Genomic DNA, 19,747 nt, shown 5'->3' with positions numbered 1-19,747 from the left:
GGTCGTCGTAGGCACTTGCCCAGAACGATAACACGTTCTAATTTTGGTGCCATGGCCTATACGATCGCCGATCTCATCGAGCATGCCGTCGACCTGGTTCCCGAGCGGGTCGCGCTGGAATCCGGCGATCGCGGCCGCACCTACGCCGAGCTCGAGGCGCGGTCCAACGCGCTCGCCCACAAGCTCCGCGAGCTCGGGGTGAAACCGGGCGATCGAGTGGGCCTGTACAGCAGAAACACCATCGAGTCCGTCGAGGCGATGGTCGCCGTCTTCAAGGCGCGCGCGGTGATGGTGAACGTCAACTACCGCTACGTCGAGCCGGAGCTCGAGCACATCTTCACCGACTCCGGGATGAAGGTGCTCATCCATGAGCGGCGGTACTCCGAGCGGGTCTGCAACACGTTACCGAAATCGCCTTCCATCGAACATCGGATCGCCATCGAGGACGGATCGTCGACGGACCTCTGCTGCGCGGGTCACGGAGACGCCATCCGCTACGAGGACGCGATCGCCGAGTCGTCGGCCGCACGCGACTTCGAGGAGCGGAACGATGACGACCTCTACATGCTCTACACCGGCGGCACCACCGGGAAGCCGAAGGGCGTCGTGTGGCGGCAGGAGGACGTGTGGCGCGTCCTCGGTGGCGGAATCGACTGGTACACCAGCGAACCCGTGCCCGACGAGTGGCATCTCGCCCGCACCGGCGCCGAGGGCGGCCAGCTGGTGCGGTATCCGATCCCTCCGTTCATCCACGGCGGTTCGCAGTGGGCGGTGTTCCAGTCGCTGTTCGCCGGCGGAAAAGCGGTGGTGTACCCCGAGTTCAGCGGTCCGACGGCCTGGGAGGTCGTCGAGCGGCACAAGGTGAACGTCATCTTCATCACCGGAGATGCCATGGGACGCCCCATGATCGAGGCGCTGGGCGAGGGCAGGGAGTACGACCTGTCGAGCGTCGTGTCGATCGCGTCGTCGGCGTGCCTGTTCTCGCCGTCGGTCAAAGAGCAGTTCGTGGAACGGTTCCCGAACGCGGTCATCGTCGACGCGATCGGGTCGTCGGAGACGGGCTTCGGCGGTCTCGGCATCGTGTCCAAGGGGACCCCGCACACCGGCGGCCCCCGAGTGAAGGCCGACAGCGAGACCCACGTGCTGCGCGAGGACGGAACCCCGGTGGAGCCCGGCAGCGGCGAGGTCGGCGTGCTCGCGAGGTCGGGGCACGTGCCGCTGCGCTACCACAACGACCCGGAGAAGTCGGCGAAGACGTTCAAGGTCTTCGACGGTGTGCGGTACTCGATCCCGGGTGACCACGCGACGATCGAGGCCGACGGCACCATCACGATGCTCGGCCGCGGCTCGGTGTCGATCAACACCGGTGGCGAGAAGGTGTTCCCGGAGGAGGTCGAAGGTGCGCTGAAGGCGCATCCCGATGTCTTCGACACCGTCGTGGTGGGCGTCCCGGACGAACGCTGGGGGCAGCGGGTCGCCGCGGTGATCGCCGCGCGCGACGGGGCACGGCCCTCGCTGGAGAGCCTCAACGACGTGGTCCGCAAGGAGCTCGCCGGGTACAAGTGCCCGCGCAGCGTGTGGTTCGTCGACGAGATCAAGCGGTCGCCCGCAGGAAAACCCGACTATCGATGGGGAGCGGCGGTCACCGCCGAACGACCCGCTGACGAAGCCCTGTAATGGCGCGCAGGCGCCGGAAACGAGTGAGAGATGCGTACTGAACTGGCCGAGAAGTTCGGCATCGAATACCCGATCTTCGGGTTCACGCCCAGCCAGGACGTGGCTGCGGCGATCAGCCGGGCCGGTGGCCTCGGCGTGCTCGGATGTGTGCGGTTCAACGACCCCGAGGAGCTCGACGCCGTTCTCGAGTGGATGCACGAGAACACCGACGGCAAGCCGTTCGGCGTCGACGTCGTGATGCCGGCGAAGATCCCCACCGAGGGGTCGAAGGTCGACCTGCAGTCGATGATCCCGCCGGAGCACAAGGCCTTCGTGGAGCGCACCCTCGACGATCTCGGGGTGCCGCCGCTGCCGAACGGCGAGCGCGTCGACGCCGGCGTGCTGGGCTGGCTGCACTCGGTGGCGCGCTCGCACGTCGACGTGGCGATGGAGCACCGCCGCAAGTACGGCCAGATCAAGCTGATCGCCAACGCGCTCGGTTCGCCGCCGGCGGACGTCATCCAGACCGCCCACGACAACGGCGTCCTGGTCGCGGCACTCGCGGGAGCGAAAGATCATGCGCTGCACCACGTCGAGGCGGGCGTCGACATCGTCATCGCGCAGGGTTACGAGGGCGGCGGACACACCGGCGAGGTGACCTCGATGATCCTGTGGCCCGAACTCGTCGACGCGGTCGGCGACCGTGCGCCGGTGCTCGCCGCCGGCGGCGTGGGCAGCGGCCGGCAGATCGCCGCCGCCATCGCCCTCGGCGCACAGGGTGTCTGGATGGGCACCTACTGGCTGACGGCCGCCGAATACAAGCTCGGTGTGCCCGAGGGCTCGGACAAGCCGTCGACGGTGCAGCAGGCGCTGCTCAAGGCGACGTCGCGGGACACGGTGCGTCGCCGGATCTACTCCGGCAAGCCCGCACGACTGCTCAAGACGCGCTGGACCGACGCCTGGGATGCCGAGAACGCGCCCGAGCCGCTGCCGATGCCGCTGCAGAACCTGCTCGTCGCCGAAGCGCATGCGCGGATCTCCGCGGCCGACAACCCCGACGTCGTCGCGATGCCCGCCGGTCAGATCGTCGGGCGCTGTAACGCGATCACCCCGGTCGCCGACCTCATCGCCGACCTGGTCAGCGAGTACGAGGAGGCCGTCGCGCGGATGAACAAGACCCTGCGCTGAAACCCCACCGAACCCACCACGTTTCGGTGGCGCCGCCCCTGACATCAGGGGCGGCGCCACCGAAACGTGGTGGGTTCTCAGGAGTGGCGGATTCGCGGGATCAGGCTGCGAGCGCGCTCGCTCACACGTCGGTGCGCAGGTAGTCGACGAGGAGGACGAGGCCCACGGTCGCGGCGATCGCGGTGTACGAGACGGCCATCCCGGTACCGATCTGACGCGTCCGCCCGGGGCCGGCGAGCATGATCAGCGGGCTGACCCAGAACAGCGTGAAGGTCACCAGAACCGCGATCGGCCAGTGCACGATGAAGAGGAGTGCGGTCGACGTGAGGGTTGCGATCGTGGCGTACGGAGTGAGGGCCCGAAGAACCGGGCGTCCACCGTGTGATCCCGTGCGGCGGTCACGTCGATCCCGCCACGAGGTAACCGATTCCCACGATCAGGAATGCGGGGAGTGCCGACGCGACCAGAATCCGCCCCCACGGCCGTGTGCGACCGGACGGCAGGATGCACAGCCCGACGACCAGCGACGTGGTGCTGATGGTCAGGAAGGCCGCCAGCTGGTTCTCATCGAGTACCGCGGGAATCCCGATCATCGCCCACACCTGCGCGAGGACCAGCAGCGTCTGGGCCGCATAGGTGAGCTGACCCGGACCCCGGTCGGACTCGTCGGCCGACGCGCGCGACGTGGACATCACTTCTCCTCTGGTGGACGCCCCACGTTAGTTCCGTGACGCGCCGGTCTCCACCGGTTGTCCACAGGTGCCGCCGCGCCCGGTCAGCGGAATGTGCGACCCACCCGCCGCCACGTGGGCGGCTCGTCGTTCTGCGCCAGCAGACGCTTGACCGTCTTGAACGTCGCGGTCTCGGGCAGCGCGTCGACGATGCGTACCCGATGCGGCCATTGCTTCGGGCCGAGGTCGTCCTGGGCGGCGAGGAACTCGCCGAACTCGGTCGGGTCGAGATCGCCGTCGGCGACGATGACAGCCTCGATCTCGTCGCCGATCTCCACCGGGATTCCATGCACGGCGACCTGTCGGATCATGGGATGGCGCAGCAGGATTCGCTCGATGGGGCCGGTGCCGAGGTTCTCGCCGTCGACGCGCAGCCAGTCGCCGAGGCGTCCGGCGAAGTGCACGTAGCCGGCGTCGTCGACCCAGGCCAGATCGCCGGTGTGGTAGACGCCGCCGCGCATCCGGTCGGCGGTCGCGTCGGGATCGTTGTAGTAGCCGCTGAACAGGCCCGGCCCGGAGGAGTTGACGATCTCGCCGATCACCCCGGGCGGCACCGGCTCGGCGGTCTCCACGTCGACGACCGCGGTCGGCGGACGCAGGGGTCCCAGCGCGTCGTCGGGGGTGTCGGGGGTACGGGTGATCGCGACACCGCCCTCGGTGGAACCGAATCCGTCGACGACGCGGCAACCGAACCGCGCGGCGAAGCGCTGCCGGTCCACGGCCGACGCCTCGTTGCCGTACATGATCCGCAGCGAGCTCGACGCATCGTCGGGATGCGGTTCGGTCGCGAGGATGTAGTTGAGCGGCTTGCCGACGTAGTTGGCGAAGGTGACGCCGTAGCGGTGCAGGTCGGCGACGAATCCACTCGCGGAAAATCTGCGGCGCACCACGATCGAGGCCCCGCCCGACACCGCGACGCTCCATCCGGCGATCATCGCGTTCGAGTGGAACATCGGCATCGACAGGTACACGACGTCGTCGGAGCCGATCCCGAATCGTTCGGCGAGCATCTGACCGCTGGTTGCGAAGGTCCGGTGCGTGCATCGCACCGCCTTCGGGTCGCCGGTGGTGCCCGAGGTGAATATCAGCATGAGCAGGTCGTCGGGCGTGGCCTCGACGACCTCTGCGGGATCGGACCGCCGCACCGCCTCCGACCACTCCGGCCCGTCGACGTCGACGACGCGGACCCCGTCGAGATCGAGATCGGCGATCAGGTCGCGGGTGTCGGTGCCGCACAACACGAGCTGGCAATCCGACCGGGCGATGTCGGCGGCCAGCGCGGAGCCGCGACGGGTGGTGTTGAGTCCGACGAGGACGAGGCCGTGGCGGGCCGCCGCCGCGAACAACGCGCTGAACTCCGGGGTGTTCGGCAGCAGGACGCCGACGTGCGGCGGCCCGTCTCCGGACAGCCACCGGCGCAGGGCGCCGGCGCGGATCGCGGCATCGCGGAGATGCTGCGCCCACGGCGTGAACGAGCCCTCGAAGTAGACACCGCGGTCGGCGACGCCGGCCAGATCGGCCAGCAGGTCGGCGACGGTGGACCGCGGCGTCACCATGCTCGCCGGGACCGTGTTCGCGGACACCGGGCCCGGCGCGGTCACGCCGGCGCGTCGGCCAGGTCGGCGCCGAGGCCGCGCAGGGCCGCGGTGCCCGATCCGTAGGTGAACTCGTTCTGCTTGGCGCGCAGGAAGTACCGATGCACCGGATGGCTGGTGTCGAGACCGACGCCGCCGTGCACGTGGACGGTGGTGTGCGCGACCCGGTGGCCGGCCTCGGCCGCCCAGAACTTGGCCGTCGCGATGGCGTTGTGGATCTCGGCGGTGTTGTCGGAGTTCGCGAGCAGCCACGTGGCCTGGGTGGTGGTCAGCGACAGGCCCTGGACGTCGATGTAGCCGTCGGCGAGACGCTGTGCGACCGCCTGGAACGAACCGATCGGACGGCCGAACTGCTCGCGCTCACGGGCGTATTCGGCGGTCAGCTCGAGGGCGCGCTCGACGACTCCGGTCTGTTCGGCGCAGATCGCGAGGGTCGCACGTGCCCACAGTGCGTCGACCGCGGCCTTGCCCGCGCAGATCGCGCCGGACTCCACCGGGGTTGCGTCGAAATCGACCTGCGCGGTGGGGATCAGGCCCGTCGACGGCGTCGGCGTCACCGTGATCCCCGCGGCCTTCGCGTCCACCGCGACCACCACGACGCCGTCCGGCCCCGTTGCGTCGACGAGCACCACGTCCGCGGCCTCGGCGTAGGGGACGTCGACCTTGGTGCCGCTCAGCGTGCCGTCGGCCGACAACGTCGTGGCGGGGGAGTCGTACGGCGAGCCGAGATCCTCCTCGATCGCCACCGTCACCGTGGTCTGGCCGGATGCGCCGGCCTTCAGGAGCCGGTCGCGCAGCGCGGGCGAGCCGTGTTCGGCGATCACCGGCAGCGCCGCGATCGCGTGCTGCGCGAACGGAACCCGGGCCAGCACGCGGCCGAGTTCGGTGGCGACGAGCGCATTCTCGATGATGCCGAGGTCGCCGCCGGAGTCACCGGCGACCGCGGACGGGACCTCGAGGCCGAGGAGTCCGGCGGCGCCGAGTTCGCGCCAGAGGTCGGAGTCGATCGGAGCACGCGACGCCTCGAGTTCGGCGACCCGTTCGGGAGTGCTGACGGCGGTGGCGATGTCACGGGCGAGGCCGCGGACGTCGTTGCCGGATTCGGGGAGGGAGAAGTCCATGGGAGTGTGCCTTTGTCTCTCGAGGGATCAGCGACGCTGGTGCGGCAGGCCGAGGGCGAGCATGGCGATGATGTCGCGCTGGATCTCGTTGGTGCCGCCGCCGAAGGTGAGGATCAGCGAGGTCCGCTGGAACCGTTCGAGACGACCGTTGATGTGCGCGCCGGGGCTGCCCTGACGCAGCGTCGCGGCGGGACCCACGACCTCCATCAGCAGCCGGTAGGCCTCGGTGGCGAACTCGGTGCCGAACACCTTGGTGGCCGAGGCGTCGGCCGGCGACGGCGCGCCGCCGGAACTCGCGGCGGAGGCGATCTTCCAGTTGATCAGCTTGAGGAACTCGACCTTCGCGTGCACCTTCGCCAGGTTCTGCTGCACCCACGGGGCGTCGATGACGCGTTGGCCGTCGCCGGTCTTGGTCTGCTGCGCCCATGCGATGGTCTCCCGCAGCGCGGTCTGGATGGGCGCCGCGCTGCACAGGGCGACCCGCTCGTTGTTGAGCTGGTTGGTCACCAGCGGCCAGCCGCCGCCCTCCTCGCCGACCAGCGCGGACGTCGGCACCCGCACGTCCTGGTAGTAGGTGGCGCTGGTGTCGACTCCGGAGAGCGTGTGCACCGGGGTGTAGCTGAATCCCTCGGCGGTGGTCGGCACGATGAGCACCGAGATGCCCTTGTGCTTCTTGCCGCCCTCCTGCAGCGTCGACGGGTCTGTGCGGCAGGCCAGCCAGATGTAGTCGGCGTAGGGGACGAGGCTCGTCCACATCTTCTGGCCGTTGATGACGTACTCGTCGCCGTCGCGGACCGCGGTCGTCCGCAGCGCCGCGAGGTCGGTGCCGGCGCCCGGCTCGGAGTAGCCGATGGAGAAGTGCAGCTTGCCCGCGGCGATGCGCGGCAGGAAGTACGACTTCTGCTCCTCGGTGCCGTAGTGCATGATCGTCGGCGCGACCGAGTTGATGGTCAGGAACGGAACCGGGGCGCCCGCGATGGCCGCCTCGTCGGTGAAGATGAGCTGGTCCATCATCGAGCGGTTCTGCCCGCCGTACTCGGTCGGCCAGCCCAGGGCGAGCCAGCCGTCGGCGCCCATCTGCGCGACGACGTCGCGGTAGGCGTCGCCCTCGCCGAGCTCCCCGTCGCCGCCGGCGAGGGCCGCGCGACGTTCTTCGGTCATCAGGTTCGAGAAGTAGGCGCGTAGCTCCCGCCGGAGCTCGGACTGTTCATCGGTGTAGGCGATACGCATCGAAACTCCGTCGGTGTGATGTCTGGCGCCCGAACCCCGCATGTGGTCAAGTATTGGGGATGGGCTCGTCCAGTTTCTGAAACACGTTCTAACCTGTAAACACAGCCCAGTCAACAGGCGGCGAGCCGGTGAGGAGAAGGTTCTGATGCGTATCAAGGCAGATTTCGACCTGTGCGAGTCCAACGCCATCTGCGTGGGGATGGCGCCGGACTTCTTCGACCTCGATGACAACGACTACCTGGTCATTCTCCAGGAAGAGGTGCCCAAGGAGCGCGAGGAGGAGCTGCGCCAGGTCGTCGCCAACTGCCCCAAGTCGGCGCTCTTCCTCCAGGAGGGCTGAGTCGGCCCGGATTTCCGTTTGGTTCCATCCGAACGGGAACCTGTGCTAGAACAAGTTCTAGTTTGATCCTCAGGAGGATGTGGGTGGGTAACTCGTTGGACGGGCGCGTCGCGGTCGTCACCGGAGCAGGTGCAGGTCTGGGACGTGCGGAGGCCATCGGCCTCGCTGCCGAAGGGGCCTCGGTCGTGGTGAACGACCTGCAGGCGGCGCTCGACGCAAGTGATGTCATCGACACGATCACCGCGGCCGGAGGTCGCGCGATCCCGGTGCCGGGTGACATCAGCGAGTCCGCGACGGCGAGCGCGATCATGGCCGCGGCCACCGATCAGCTCGGCTCACTCGACATCGTCGTGAACAACGCGGGCGTCGTTCGCGACAAGATGCTGTTCAACATGACCGACGACGAGTGGGACCTGGTGATCCGCGTGCACCTGCGCGGGCACTTCCTGCTCAACCGCAACGCGGGAGCGCACTGGCGCGCGGCGTCGAAGGCCGCGGGAGGCCCGGTCTACGGCCGCATCATCAACACGTCCTCGGAGGCCGGCCTGCTCGGTCCCGAGGGACAGGCCAACTACGGTGCCGCCAAGGCCGGCATCACCGCGCTGACGCTGTCCGCGTCGCGCGCACTCAAGCGGTACGGCGTCCGGGCCAATGCCATCTGCCCGCGGGCGCGCACCGCGATGACCGCCGCCGTCTTCGGCGAGGCCCCGGCCGACGGCGTGGACCCGCTCGATCCCGCACACGTGGTCCGGCTCGTCACCTACCTGGCCGGACCCGACTCGGACAACGTCACCGGCCAGGTGTTCGTCGTCTACGGCCCCAAGGTCACCCTCATGGCGGCCCCCACCATCGACGAGGTGTTCACCGCAGACGGTGACGCCTGGGATTCCGACGATCTCGCGAAGACCCTGACCGGTTACTTCGCCGACCGCGATCCGGGACGCACGTTCTCGGCGAGCGCTCTGATGAACTGACCATTTCGTCGGGTTTGTGCGTGGTAGGTTTCGCGATGGTTCGAGGGTGAAGGGGGTGAGCCTGTGCTGAACAAGTTGGCGACGCCCCTCGGTGGAATCGGTGATTTCGTGGCACTCGGCGTCGATTCGGCGCGCGAGTTGTTCCATCGTCCGTTCCAGTGGCGGGAGACCGTGGAACAGTCGTGGGCGATCGCCCGTGTGTCGATGGTGCCGACGCTGCTGGTCGCCATCCCGTTCACGGTGCTGGTCAGTTTCACGCTCAACATCCTGCTGCGCGAGATCGGCGCGCAGGACCTCTCGGGAGCCGGCGCGGCCCTCGGCACCATCACCCAGATCGGTCCGATCGTCACCGTGCTGATCGTGGCCGGCGCCGGCGCGACCGCCATCTGCGCAGACCTCGGTGCCCGCACCATCCGCGAGGAGATCGACGCGATGAAGGTGCTCGGCATCAACCCGATCCACCGTCTGGTGGTGCCGCGCATCGTCGCCTCGACGCTGGTGGCGCTGCTGCTCAACAGCCTCGTCTGCACGATCGGCATCGGCGGCGGCTTCATCTTCTCGGTGTATCTCCAGGACGTGAACCCGGGCGCCTTCGTCGCGAACCTCACGTTGCTCACGGGCTTCGGGGAGTTGATGATCTCGATGGTCAAGGCCGCGTTGTTCGGACTCTTCGCCGGCATGGTTGGGTGTTACCAAGGGCTCAACGTCAAGGGAGGCGCGAAGGGTGTCGGCGACGCCGTCAACGAGACAGTCGTGTACTCGTTCATGGCGTTGTTCGTCGTCAACGTCGTCGTCACCGCCGTCGGACTCAAGGCAACGGCGGGCTGAGCGATGGTACTGCCTTTCACCACACGACTCCGAACGGCGCGCGTCGCCGTGAAGCGGGCCGGCGAGGACTGGGACCAGATCGGCGACCAGGCGCTGTTCTACTGGGACAGCATCATCGCGATCCCCCGGGCGATCAAGCACTACAAGAAGGAGACGCTGCGGCTCATCGCAGAGATCTCCATGGGCACCGGCGCCCTGGCGATGATCGGCGGCACCGTCGTCGTGGTCGGCTTCCTGACGCTGTTCACCGGCGGCACCATCGCCGTCCAGGGATACAGCTCGCTGGCCAACATCGGCGTCGAGGCGCTGACCGGCTTCTTCTCCGCGTTCATCAACGTGCGCATCGCGGTGCCGGTGATCTCCGGCATCGCGCTGGCCGCCACGATCGGGGCCGGTGCGACGGCACAGCTGGGTGCAATGCGCGTCTCGGAGGAGATCGACGCCCTCGAGACGATGGCGATCTCGTCCATCCCGTACCTGGTCAGCACCCGTATCGTCGCCGGCCTGATCGCGATCATCCCGCTGTACGCGCTGGCCTCGCTGGCGTCGTTCCTCGCCAGCCGCACCGCCACGGTGTTCCTCTACGGGCAGTCACCGGGCGTCTACGACCACTACTTCGACACCTTCCTGATCCCGTCGGACATCCTGTGGTCGTTCGTGCAGGCCATCTGCATGGCGGTGGCGGTCATGCTCATCCACACCTACTACGGCTACAACGCCTCCGGCGGCCCGGTCGGTGTCGGCGTCGCGGTCGGCAACGCGGTCCGCGCCTCGCTGGTCGTGGTCGTCGTCATCACCCTGCTCACCTCCCTCGCCATCTACGGCGCGGACGGCAACTTCAACCTGGCGGGCTGACATGAGCAGACGACAGGAACGGTCACGGACAACCCGCCGGCTGGCGGCAGTCGCGATGGTCGCGGTGCTGATCGCACTCATCGCAGGGGCGAGCGCATCCTTCCTCGGGATGTTCACCGGCACCAAGCAGGTCACCCTCGTCGCACCACGCGCCGGCCTGGTGATGAACCCCGATGCCAAGGTGAAGCTGCGCGGCGTCGAGGTCGGACGCGTCGCGAAGATCTCCGAGAAGGACGGCAACGCGGTCCTCACCCTCGACATCCGCGACAGCGAGATGTCGAAGATCCCCGGCAACGTGGTCGCCGACATCAAGTCGAACACCATCTTCGGCGCCAAGGCGGTCAACTTCGTGGTGCCGGGTGAGCCCAAGGGCAGGCTCCGGGCGGGTGCCGAGATCTCCGCCGACCGGGTGGTCGTGGAGCTCAACACCGTCTTCCAGCAGCTCGTCGCGGTGCTCGCCGACCTCCAGCCGGAGAAGCTCAACGCCACGCTCGGCGCCATCGACACCGCGCTGTCGGGGCAGGGCGACGAGATCGGCGTCGCACTCGAGCAGTTGACGTCCATGCTGGGCAAGACCAACCGGCACCTGCCCGCGCTCAACCGGCTGTTCCGCGAGGCCGCGACCGTCACCAACGTGTACGCGGACTCGATGCCGGACCTGATGCGGACCGTCGACAACTTCACCGTCGTCGGCAACACCCTGGTCGACAACACCTCCAACCTCGATGCGCTGCTGATCAACGCGACGGGGATGGCCAACACCATCGACGGGGTGATCGCGCCGAGCAAGAAGACGCTCATCGGCGCCCTGTCGGACCTGAACCCGATCGCCGACCTGCTCGGATACAACTCGCCCGGCATCAAGTGCTTCCTGACCGCCGGCGCGGTGGCCGGCGAGGTGGCCGCGCCGTTCATGGGCGAGCGCAACGGCATGCTGATGCTCGACGCCGGCCTGCTCCCCGGCAAGGACCCGTACCAGTACCCGTACGACTTGCCGGAGGTGCGCGGCGAGGGGCCGCCCACCTGTGGATACGGCCTCGGGGATCCGGCCAGCACGGAGCACGCGCCGTTCTACGTGATCGACAACGCTCCCCAGCCCTACCAGCCGAGGACCAAGCCGAAGGTGAACTCGAAGAAGCTCTTCCAGATCCTGTTCGAGGAGCCGCCTCGTGGATAGTCGCGCACGCGCGTTTCGCGCGACCCTGATCAAGCTCGGCGTGTTCGCCGTCGTGATGCTGATGGTGTTCGTGGCCCTGGTCGTGGTGTTCAGCCGCTACCGGTCGGGCGCCTCGAACGAGTACAGCGCGGTGTTCACCAGCGCCTCGTCGATGAAGTCGGGCGCCAAGGTCAAGATCGCCGGCGTCGAGGTCGGGGCCGTCGGGGACGTCGACCTCAACCGCGAGAACCAGGCCGTGGTGACCTTCTCGGTCGACCAGAAGTACCCGCTGCCGAAGTCGGTGCGGGCGCTCATCCGCTACGAGAACCTCACCGGCGACCGGTACCTGGAACTCCAGCAGGGGACCGGTGACACCTCCACGTTCCTGGCCGACGGCGCGCAGATCCCCGTCACCCAGACCGAGCCGGCGCTCGATCTCGACAAGCTCGTCGGCGGATTCAAGCCGCTGTTCCGCACCCTCAACGGCGAAGAGGTCAACGCACTGACCAGCTCGCTCATCGCGGTGTTCCAGGGGCAGAGCGGCGCACTCAACACCTTGCTGGCCAACACCGCGTCGTTCACCAACTCGCTGGCCGACCGCGATCAGCTGATCGGCGACGTCATCGACAACCTGAACACCACGCTCGCGACCCTCGACGGCGACCGCGCGGGACTCGACACCTCGGTCGACCTGCTGCAGCAGCTGGTCACCGGGCTCGCCGAGCAGAAGGGCACGATCGGCACCGCGCTGACCGAGACCTCCAAGGTCACCAACGGTCTGGCCGACCTGCTGCAGACGACCCGTCCGACGCTGCAGTCGATGATCACGAACACGGGCCGGGTCTCGGAGGAGCTGCTCGCGGCCGAGCCGTTCATCCGGAACCTGATCTCGCGTCTGCCCGAGGACTACAAGGTCCTGTCGAACCTGGGCTCCTACGGCGCATGGCTGCAGATCTACTTCTGCCGGCTGCGCCTGCTGCTCCCGGCGCCGGGCGGCCAGACGATTCTCTACACCTCGAACAACGTGATGGGTGACACCACCCGCGCAGGCGGAAGGTGTGACGGCTCATGAGTCTTCCCTTCGGCGGGTTGTTCTCTTCCCGCAGAACAGAATCCGCGGAGGCCGACGCCGCCCGCGAGGTCAAGCGCGGTGGGCGCAGCCGCGCCGAGGTCGGCGTCATCGGCATCGTCGTCGTCGCGCTCGTCGTGATCACGGCGATGCAGATGGACAAGCTGCCGTACCTGTCGCCGATCAGCACCTACAGCGCCTACTTCGACGACGCCGGCGGTCTCACCACGGGCGACATCGTGCAGGTGTCGGGTGTCCAGGTGGGGTCCGTCGAGGGCATCGAGCTCGCGGACACCGAGCAGGGCACCAAGGTGAAGGTGACGTTCCGCATGGACGACACCATCGAGATGGGCGACGAGACGCAGGCCGCGATCCGCACCGAGACCGTGCTCGGCCGCCGCAACCTGACGGTCATCCCGCACGGCGGCGAGCGCATCAAGCCCGGCGGTGAGATCCCGCTCGGACAGACGATCGCTCCCTACTCGCTGCAGGATGCGCTCGAGGGCGCCACCGAGACGATCGAGGGGACCGACACCGACCAGCTCAACCGCGCGCTGAAGACGCTCACCGTCACCTTCTCCGAGACCCCGGACCAGGTGCAGGGAGCCGTCGACGGCGTGGCGCGGCTGTCGAAGGCCGTCGCCGACCGCGACAACGAGCTGCGGGCCCTGCTCGCCAAGGCCAACCAGGTCAGCAAGATCGTGGGCGATCGCAACGAGCAGATCAACCGCCTGCTCATCGACGCCAACGCGCTGGTCGGCGAGATCCAGATGCGGCGTTATGCGCTGCAGCAGCTGATCTCGGGCATCGGCGACCTCACCACGCAGTTGCGCGGGTTCATCGCCGAGAACAACGCCCAGCTGACCCCGGTGCTCGAGAAGTTCGACCGCGTAGCGACGATCCTCACCGACAGCGAGAAGGACCTGAAGGAGACCATCGACCGGCTCGGGCCGTTCGCGAACACGCTCGGCGAGGCCGTGGCGTCGGGCCCGAACTTCGACTCGCTGGTCGGCCTGAACACCTTCGGCGACTACACCGCGATCTTCCTGAACGCGCTGCGCGGCCGGTACCCGCAGGTGTGGCAGTCGCTGATGTACTCGGGCTTCCCGCTGATCCCGGACTACTACAAGCCGGGTCCGCCCGACGGCACCGACAGCCCGCGCGGCCCGCTGCCGACGCCGACCTATCCGAAGCCCGTGCCGACCACGAGAGGGAGGTGAGCATGACCATCGGACGCAAGGTGGCCTTCGGCGTGATCGCCGCGGTCCTCGCCGTCGCTCTCGTCGTCGTCGGCTGGAAGGTCTTCGTGAAGACCACCACCAAGACCTACACCGCCTACTTCACCTCGGTCGCGAGCCTCTACGAGGGCGACCCGGTGCGCGTGCTCGGCGTGAACGTCGGCAGTGTCGCCAGGATCCAGCCGCGCAGCAACGACGTGAAGGTCGAGCTGCGCGTCGACAAGGACATCAAGGTGCCCGAGGACGCGAAGGCCGTCATCGTCGCGCAGAGCCTCGTGTCGGGACGCTTCGTGCAGCTGACCCCCGTCTACTCGGGCGGTCCGGTCATGCCCGACGGTTACGACATCCCGATGGAGCGCACGGCGGTGCCGATGGAGTGGGACGACATCAAGGCCCAGCTGACCCGGCTGACCGAGGCCATCGGCCCGAAGGGCGAACAGCGGGGCGCGGCCGCCGAGGCGATCGAGGTCTTCGACGAGAACCTGCAGGGCAACGGGGCCGCGATCAACAAGTCGATCACCGAGATGTCCGAGGTGATCGGCACGCTGGCCGCCGGCCGCGGCGACCTTTTCGCGACGATCCAGAACCTGCAGAAACTGACCGACGCGCTGTCGCAGAGCCACGAGCAACTCGTGCAGTTCAACGGCCGGATCGCCTCGGTCAGCTCGGTTCTCGCCGACAACACCACCCAGCTCGACGAGGCGCTGAAGGGTCTGGACTCCGCCATGACCGACGTGCAGAACTTCATCGACACCAACGCCGACGCCCTCGCGTCGTCGGTGGAGCGGCTCGCGGCGTCGACGAAGATCGTCGCGGACAAGGACGAACAGGTCCGGGGCGTGCTGCACTCGGCGCCCAACCAGCTCGCGAATTTCTACAACATCTACAACCCGCTGTCCGGCTCACTGTCCGGTGTGTTCGGCCTGGCCAACGGCACCAACCTGATCACGCTGCTGTGTGGCTCGATGGAGGCCACCAACCGGCCCGGCACCTCGCAGGTCGACATCGACAAGTGCGTCGAGATCCTGGCGCCGGTGCTGTCGTCGATCTCGATGAACTACCCGCCGTTCCTGGCGAATCCGGTCCAGGGCGCCAATGCCCTGCCCAGCCAGATCCAGTACCAGAACGCCAGTGTGAAGGCGCGTGCGCAGGCCGGCGTGCAGCGCATCGACGCCCAGACCCGCAAGGACAACGGCAACACGCCGCTCGGGAACCTGCTGGTGCCGTTCGGGGGTGACCGATGAAACCGTTCCGCTCCCGGTCGGGGCGCGCGCGTGCCGGGCTCGTCGCGGGCGCGACCGCGCTCGTCACGACGCTCGCCGGATGCTCCTTCGACGGACCGAACTCGCTGCCGGTTCCCGGCGCCGAGGGCACGGGCAACGGCTCGTACCAGATCACCGCGCTCATCCCGTCGGCCGCGGGCCTGGTCAACAACGCTCCGGTCCTCATCGACGACGCGACCGTCGGCAGCATCGGCAAGATCGAGGTCAAGGACTGGAACGCCCTCGTCACGATCCGCCTCAACAAGGGCGTCATCGTGCCCAAGGGGTCGCACGTGATGGTCGGCATGACCAGCGTCCTCGGTTCGACGCACCTCGAGATCGTCCAGCCGGCAGACCCCGAGGGTGGCCGGCTGCAGCCGGGCGACGAGATCCCGCTGACCAAGTGCCCGGAGCAGTCCAACATCATCACCGACCCGTCGGTGCCCGCGGTTCCCGACATCAACGCCGCGCAACAGGTGGCGGCCTGCACCTACCCGAGCACCGAGCAGGTGCTGAGTTCGCTGTCGGTGGTCCTCAACGGCGGCGGTCTCTCGCAGCTCGGCGACATCGTGCACGAGATGAGCAACGTCTTCGGCGGTCGCGAGGAGCAGATCAAGAAGCTCATCCCGCGGTTGAACACTCTCGTCGCCGACCTGAACGCGCAGAAGGACAACATCATCCGTGCGACCGAGGGCCTCGACCGGCTGTCGCAGACGATGAACGAGCAGAAGGGCACCATCGAGCGGGCGCTCGACGCGAGCCCGCAGATCCTGCAGCTCCTCGTCGACCAGCGGCAGCAGTTCCTCGACACCCTCGCCTCGGTGTCGAAGCTGTCCAAGACGGCCAACGACATCCTCGACGCCAACTCCGAGGACATCGTGACCATCGTCAAGGGCATCGAACCCGCGCTCGACCAGCTGCAGCAGACGGGTCCGGCGATGACCCAGTCGCTGAACATCCTGTTGACCTTCCCGTTCTACGAGCCGACGATCCGCCGGATCGTCAAGGGCGACTTCGTGAACTCCGACCTCACCCTCGACCTCACGATCGACCGCATGAACGAGACCATGTTCGCCAGCCTGGGCGTCACCGGTCCCGAGGGCGTCTTCGGCAAGCCTGCGGGCGCGGCCGCGCGCGGCCTCGACCCGTTCACGGCGCCGCTGATCCCGGGCGGTGAGAAGCTGCCCGACTCCGCCGAACCGGTTCCGGCGAACCTGATCCCGCCGGTCCAGGTTCCCTCGCCGACGGCGCCGCCGACGGTTCCCGACTATCCCGAGGAGGGTGGCCGCTGATGAAGATCACCCGCTTCGTCAAGATGCAGCTGCTCATCTTCTCGATCGTCACCGTGATCGCGATGGTCGCGATGGCGCTGTTCTACATCCGCATCCCGTCGATGTTCGGTATCGGCAGCTACGACGTGAAGCTGAACATGCCCACCAGCGGCGGGCTCTACCAGAACGCCAACGTGGCCTACCGCGGCGTCTACGTGGGCAAGGTGAAGTCCGTCCGGCTCACCGAGGACGGCGTGCAGGCCACGCTGACCATCGAGGACGGCGCGAAGATCCCGGCGTCGTCGGAGGCATCGGTGCGCAGCGTGTCGGCGATCGGCGAGCAGTTCGTCGAATTCGCCCCGCCGCAGGATCCGCCTGCGAACGCCCCCACCGGGTACCTGCACAACGGTTCCGAGCTCGAGGTGACGAGCGTCCCGGTCGAGATCTCGTCCATGCTCGACCAGGCCAACCTGCTGCTCGACGAGATCGGCGACACCAAGCTCCGGGCCCTCGTCGACGAGGCCTTCGTGGCGTTCAACGGCACCGGCGAGGCGCTGCAGCGTCTCCTCGACTCGATGGCGCTGTTCATCAGAGAGGCGAACAAGAACACCGACACCACGATCGACCTCGTCGAACAGGGCGCGCCGCTGCTGGCCACCCAGTCGCGCACCGCCGACGACATCCGCGCCTGGACGCGGAACGTCACCGCCTTCACCGATCAGCTGCGGGCCAACCGCCCCGAGATCGGCGACATCCTCCAGAAGGGGCCGTCGACGGCGTCCAAGAGCCAGCAGCTGTTCGAGTCGCTCGGTGGCTCGTACCCGCTGCTGGTCTCGAACCTGGGCACGATCGCGCAGACGCAGGTGGTGTACCTGGCGAACTGGAAGCAGATCCTGGTGCTCTACCCGCGGCTGACCGCCTCGCTCATCACCGCGCTCAACACCGGCACCAACAACTTCGGCGCCAACGTGAACTTCTCGCTCGGCTTCCAGGACCGTCCGGTGTGCAACATCGGCTTCCTGCCCAAGGAGCAGTGGCGTTTCCAGTCGGCGCAGGACGCGCGCGAGCTGCCCCCGGGCATGCTGTGCCGCGTCCCGCAGAACTCCAACATCGCCGTCCGCGGCGCCCGCAACTACCCGTGTGCGGAGTTCCCGGGTCGTCGTGCGCCGACCCCGGCGGAGTGCCGGACCGGATACAAGCCGCTGCCGGGGTCGGTCGACCCGTTCCAGGAGGGGCTGCCGGGCGGCCGCGAATGGAAGCCCGCGTCGTTCGGTACCGTGACACCGGGCACACCGAAGGACTTCGATCCGGAGCCGGCGGTGTACGCCACGACATACGACCCCGAGTCGGGTGACTTCATCGGTCCCGACGGAAAGACCTACAACGCCGGAACCGGCCGTGGGGGGCAGGTACAGAGCAGTTCATGGCAGAAGATGATCAGCGGGACGGTCAGTTCGTGACGCCGGACGTGTCGACGACGACCCCAGCCGGTGCCGCCGACACGTCGGAAGAGATGGTCGAGGCGCGGGCCGCCGGCGGGTCCGAGAGCCGTAGACGCCCGGTCCGGTCGGCACCGATCCGACGCGGTCGGGGAGGGTCGAAGAAGGCCGGGAAACCGGTCGCCGACTCGGCGCCGCGGGCGGAGACCTCCGTCGCTGCAGCAGCGGACGAGGACGACCGGGCCGAGAACAGCACCTCGGAGGTCACCGGGGCGGAGGTCGCGCAGGCCGGCACGGGTCGCGAGGAGGCCGCGTCGACGGTCTCGCTCGACAAGCCGGCCGCGGGAACGGACTCCGTCTCGCCCGACTTCGCCGAGGAGGCCGCGCCCGATCCCTCCGAGGTCGAGAGGACGATCAGCTACCGCGAGCGTCGGCGCGCGCGCCTCGCCGCCACCGGGCCCGAGTCGTCCGGGGTCCGCTACAAGGGCTCCGGGCGCACCTCCGCGCGCACGGTCGTCGGCGTGGTCCTCTCGATCGTGATCATCGCGGTCTGCGCGGTCGCGTCGATCGTCTTCGCGCTCGGCATCGCCCATCAGGACGAGGTCGACGACCTGCGCGCGGAGTACTCCACCTTCGCCTCCCAGGTCCTGCTCAACCTCACCAGCATGAACCCCGACACCGTCGACCAGACGCTGGAGTCGGTGCAGAAGGACACCTCCGGCAAGGTCAAGGAGGAAGTGCAGAACAACATCTCCCAGGTGGCCTCGCTCGTCCGCGACGGCAAGCTCGAGACCAAGACGATCATCCTCAGCTCGGCGGTCACCAAGGCCGAGCCCGACGAGGGATCGGTGATCATGGTCTTCGGCTGGCACCAACGGTCGCTGGACGGACAGATCCCGTCGCAGGAGAAGGTGTTCCGCTGGCGCGTCGACATGACCCGGATCAACGGTGAACTGAAGATGACCGACTTCGAGTGGGTGGCGTGATGACCGACCCGAAGAGCACGGAGAACCCCGCGTCGCCGGTCGCCGACCAGGGCGCACGGCCCCGACGCCCCGGCGGCACCAGGAGGTCGGTGCTGAGCAAGGGCCGCCTGGCCGCGATCGGCCTGGCGGTCCTGACCGTCGCCGCGGTCGTGGTGACCGGTTTCCTCGGCTACCGGTACGCCGAGGGACGATCGGTGGAGGAGGCCCGCGAGTCCTCGCTGGCCGCGGCTCGCGACTATGCGACGACGATGTTCGGTTACGACGCCGACAACGTCAGCGAGCATATCGACAAGTCGATGAGCGTGCTCACCGGACCGGCCAAGCCCGAATACTCCAAGCTGGTCACCGAGAGCAATCTCGCCGCCGAGGTGCGCAAGCAACAGGTCGTCTCCGAGGTCACCATCCAGGACGCGGGCGTGGTCACCAACACCGCCGACACCTCGAAGGTGCTGATCTTCATGAATCAGTCGGTGACCCGCGGCAAGAAGGAACTCGTCAGCATCAACCCGTCGCGGCTCACCTTCGACATGCGACGCGACGGCGACCGTTGGATGATCAACCAGATCGAGGTCATCACCGACGACACGTTCCGGTCCAAGATCGAGGTCGTCGAATCGCTGCCGCCGGACGCCAAGCCGCTGCCCGGGCAGCAGTCCACGGCGCCGTCGTCGGCGCCGGCACCCCAGCCCTCGTCGTCTCCGGCGCCGGAGCCCGTGCCCGTTCCCTGACACTGCGCCGTTCGCAGTGGCGGTCGGCGGGTCCCCCGCCACGGTCACCCCACGCAGGCCCGGGAATACGCCTCGGCCCA

Annotated in this window: 19 protein-coding genes; 14 read left to right on the top strand and 5 right to left on the bottom strand. The window is 68.0% G+C overall.

What is annotated here, in order from left to right:
- Window positions 1-51 precede the first annotated feature (51 nt).
- A complete protein-coding gene (locus E1P53_RS08725) occupies window positions 52-1,677 on the top strand; it encodes an acyl-CoA synthetase (protein ID WP_131734047.1) in 1,626 nt (541 codons plus the stop codon).
- 30 nt (window positions 1,678-1,707) lie between these two features.
- Window positions 1,708-2,844 carry an NAD(P)H-dependent flavin oxidoreductase gene (locus E1P53_RS08720; protein ID WP_006901692.1) on the top strand — a complete coding sequence of 379 codons (1,137 nt, stop codon included), beginning with the start codon at window positions 1,708-1,710 and terminating at the stop codon, window positions 2,842-2,844.
- A gap of 121 nt (window positions 2,845-2,965) precedes the next feature.
- On the opposite strand, the gene E1P53_RS08715 is transcribed toward E1P53_RS08720, so the two are convergent.
- From E1P53_RS08715 to E1P53_RS08695, 5 genes are all read right to left on the bottom strand, one after another.
- Window positions 2,966-3,145 carry a hypothetical protein gene (locus E1P53_RS08715; RefSeq protein WP_131734046.1) on the bottom strand — a complete coding sequence of 60 codons (180 nt, stop codon included), beginning with the start codon at window positions 3,143-3,145 and terminating at the stop codon, window positions 2,966-2,968.
- A gap of 97 nt (window positions 3,146-3,242) precedes the next feature.
- Complete coding sequence (locus E1P53_RS08710; protein WP_131734045.1) at window positions 3,243-3,536, bottom strand: hypothetical protein; 294 nt, start codon at window positions 3,534-3,536, stop codon at window positions 3,243-3,245.
- Window positions 3,537-3,619: 83 nt separating this feature from the next.
- Entirely contained in the window at window positions 3,620-5,131 is a 1,512-nt protein-coding gene (locus E1P53_RS08705; RefSeq protein WP_131734527.1) for a long-chain-fatty-acid--CoA ligase, read from the bottom strand.
- A 41-nt stretch (window positions 5,132-5,172) separates the two neighbouring features.
- Window positions 5,173-6,291, bottom strand: a complete 1,119-nt coding sequence (locus E1P53_RS08700) for an acyl-CoA dehydrogenase family protein (RefSeq protein WP_131734044.1) — start codon at window positions 6,289-6,291, stop codon at window positions 5,173-5,175.
- Window positions 6,292-6,318: 27 nt separating this feature from the next.
- Window positions 6,319-7,521 (bottom strand): acyl-CoA dehydrogenase family protein, encoded by a 1,203-nt coding sequence (locus E1P53_RS08695; protein WP_131734043.1) that lies wholly within the window; start codon window positions 7,519-7,521, stop codon window positions 6,319-6,321.
- Between the two features lie 145 nt (window positions 7,522-7,666).
- Between E1P53_RS08695 and E1P53_RS08690 the strand changes: the two genes are divergently transcribed.
- The 12 genes from E1P53_RS08690 (at window position 7,667) to E1P53_RS08635 (ending at window position 19,667) form a co-directional block, all read left to right on the top strand.
- Window positions 7,667-7,861, top strand: coding sequence for a ferredoxin (locus E1P53_RS08690; protein ID WP_131734042.1), 195 nt, complete (start codon window positions 7,667-7,669; stop codon window positions 7,859-7,861).
- An 83-nt stretch (window positions 7,862-7,944) separates the two neighbouring features.
- The gene (locus tag E1P53_RS08685; RefSeq protein ID WP_006901698.1) at window positions 7,945-8,835 is read left to right on the top strand and encodes a 3-oxoacyl-ACP reductase; all 891 of its coding nucleotides are present in this window, start codon (window positions 7,945-7,947) and stop codon (window positions 8,833-8,835) included.
- A gap of 63 nt (window positions 8,836-8,898) precedes the next feature.
- Complete coding sequence (locus tag E1P53_RS08680) at window positions 8,899-9,663, top strand: MlaE family ABC transporter permease (protein ID WP_006901699.1); 765 nt, start codon at window positions 8,899-8,901, stop codon at window positions 9,661-9,663.
- A gap of 3 nt (window positions 9,664-9,666) precedes the next feature.
- Complete coding sequence (locus E1P53_RS08675) at window positions 9,667-10,518, top strand: MlaE family ABC transporter permease (protein WP_006901700.1); 852 nt, start codon at window positions 9,667-9,669, stop codon at window positions 10,516-10,518.
- Window position 10,519: 1 nt separating this feature from the next.
- Window positions 10,520-11,695, top strand: a complete 1,176-nt coding sequence (locus tag E1P53_RS08670; RefSeq protein ID WP_280526269.1) for an MCE family protein — start codon at window positions 10,520-10,522, stop codon at window positions 11,693-11,695.
- Window positions 11,688-12,746, top strand: a complete 1,059-nt coding sequence (locus E1P53_RS08665) for an MCE family protein (RefSeq protein ID WP_131734041.1) — start codon at window positions 11,688-11,690, stop codon at window positions 12,744-12,746. Before E1P53_RS08670 ends, E1P53_RS08665 begins: the two co-directional genes overlap by 8 nt.
- Window positions 12,743-13,963, top strand: a complete 1,221-nt coding sequence (locus tag E1P53_RS08660; protein ID WP_131734040.1) for an MCE family protein — start codon at window positions 12,743-12,745, stop codon at window positions 13,961-13,963. Before E1P53_RS08665 ends, E1P53_RS08660 begins: the two co-directional genes overlap by 4 nt.
- 2 nt (window positions 13,964-13,965) lie before the next feature.
- Complete coding sequence (locus E1P53_RS08655) at window positions 13,966-15,225, top strand: MCE family protein (protein ID WP_131734039.1); 1,260 nt, start codon at window positions 13,966-13,968, stop codon at window positions 15,223-15,225.
- The gene (locus E1P53_RS08650) at window positions 15,222-16,535 is read left to right on the top strand and encodes an MCE family protein (protein ID WP_006901705.1); all 1,314 of its coding nucleotides are present in this window, start codon (window positions 15,222-15,224) and stop codon (window positions 16,533-16,535) included. Before E1P53_RS08655 ends, E1P53_RS08650 begins: the two co-directional genes overlap by 4 nt.
- Window positions 16,535-17,974, top strand: a complete 1,440-nt coding sequence (locus E1P53_RS08645) for an MCE family protein (protein WP_131734038.1) — start codon at window positions 16,535-16,537, stop codon at window positions 17,972-17,974. Before E1P53_RS08650 ends, E1P53_RS08645 begins: the two co-directional genes overlap by 1 nt.
- The gene (locus E1P53_RS08640) at window positions 17,938-18,939 is read left to right on the top strand and encodes an Rv1363c family protein (RefSeq protein WP_210754816.1); all 1,002 of its coding nucleotides are present in this window, start codon (window positions 17,938-17,940) and stop codon (window positions 18,937-18,939) included. The genes E1P53_RS08645 and E1P53_RS08640 overlap by 37 nt, the downstream gene beginning before the upstream one ends.
- An 89-nt stretch (window positions 18,940-19,028) precedes the next feature.
- Window positions 19,029-19,667, top strand: coding sequence for a hypothetical protein (locus E1P53_RS08635; RefSeq protein ID WP_109238743.1), 639 nt, complete (start codon window positions 19,029-19,031; stop codon window positions 19,665-19,667).
- The last annotated feature ends 80 nt before the right edge of the window (window positions 19,668-19,747 follow it).

The sequence above is a fragment of the Gordonia paraffinivorans genome (genome assembly GCF_900683595.1).
Classification (GTDB): domain Bacteria; phylum Actinomycetota; class Actinomycetes; order Mycobacteriales; family Mycobacteriaceae; genus Gordonia; species Gordonia paraffinivorans.
The sequence above is the reverse complement of the archived record's forward strand: the minus strand, read 5'-3'. Positions and strand labels throughout refer to the sequence as shown.

Excerpts from the sequence above, each read along its gene's own strand:
- E1P53_RS08725 (WP_131734047.1), top strand. The coding sequence starts at position 52 with ATGGCCTATACGATCGCCGATCTCATCGAGCATGCCGTCGACCTGGTT.
- E1P53_RS08720 (WP_006901692.1), top strand. The coding sequence starts at position 1,708 with ATGCGTACTGAACTGGCCGAGAAGTTCGGCATCGAATACCCGATCTTC.
- E1P53_RS08710 (WP_131734045.1), bottom strand. The coding sequence starts at position 3,536 with ATGTCCACGTCGCGCGCGTCGGCCGACGAGTCCGACCGGGGTCCGGGT.
- E1P53_RS08705 (WP_131734527.1), bottom strand. The coding sequence starts at position 5,131 with ATGGTGACGCCGCGGTCCACCGTCGCCGACCTGCTGGCCGATCTGGCC.
- E1P53_RS08700 (WP_131734044.1), bottom strand. The coding sequence starts at position 6,291 with ATGGACTTCTCCCTCCCCGAATCCGGCAACGACGTCCGCGGCCTCGCC.
- E1P53_RS08695 (WP_131734043.1), bottom strand. The coding sequence starts at position 7,521 with ATGCGTATCGCCTACACCGATGAACAGTCCGAGCTCCGGCGGGAGCTA.
- E1P53_RS08690 (WP_131734042.1), top strand. The coding sequence starts at position 7,667 with ATGCGTATCAAGGCAGATTTCGACCTGTGCGAGTCCAACGCCATCTGC.
- E1P53_RS08675 (WP_006901700.1), top strand. The coding sequence starts at position 9,667 with ATGGTACTGCCTTTCACCACACGACTCCGAACGGCGCGCGTCGCCGTG.
- E1P53_RS08670 (WP_280526269.1), top strand. The coding sequence starts at position 10,520 with ATGAGCAGACGACAGGAACGGTCACGGACAACCCGCCGGCTGGCGGCA.
- E1P53_RS08660 (WP_131734040.1), top strand. The coding sequence starts at position 12,743 with ATGAGTCTTCCCTTCGGCGGGTTGTTCTCTTCCCGCAGAACAGAATCC.
- E1P53_RS08655 (WP_131734039.1), top strand. The coding sequence starts at position 13,966 with ATGACCATCGGACGCAAGGTGGCCTTCGGCGTGATCGCCGCGGTCCTC.
- E1P53_RS08650 (WP_006901705.1), top strand. The coding sequence starts at position 15,222 with ATGAAACCGTTCCGCTCCCGGTCGGGGCGCGCGCGTGCCGGGCTCGTC.
- E1P53_RS08645 (WP_131734038.1), top strand. The coding sequence starts at position 16,535 with ATGAAGATCACCCGCTTCGTCAAGATGCAGCTGCTCATCTTCTCGATC.
- E1P53_RS08640 (WP_210754816.1), top strand. The coding sequence starts at position 17,938 with ATGGCAGAAGATGATCAGCGGGACGGTCAGTTCGTGACGCCGGACGTG.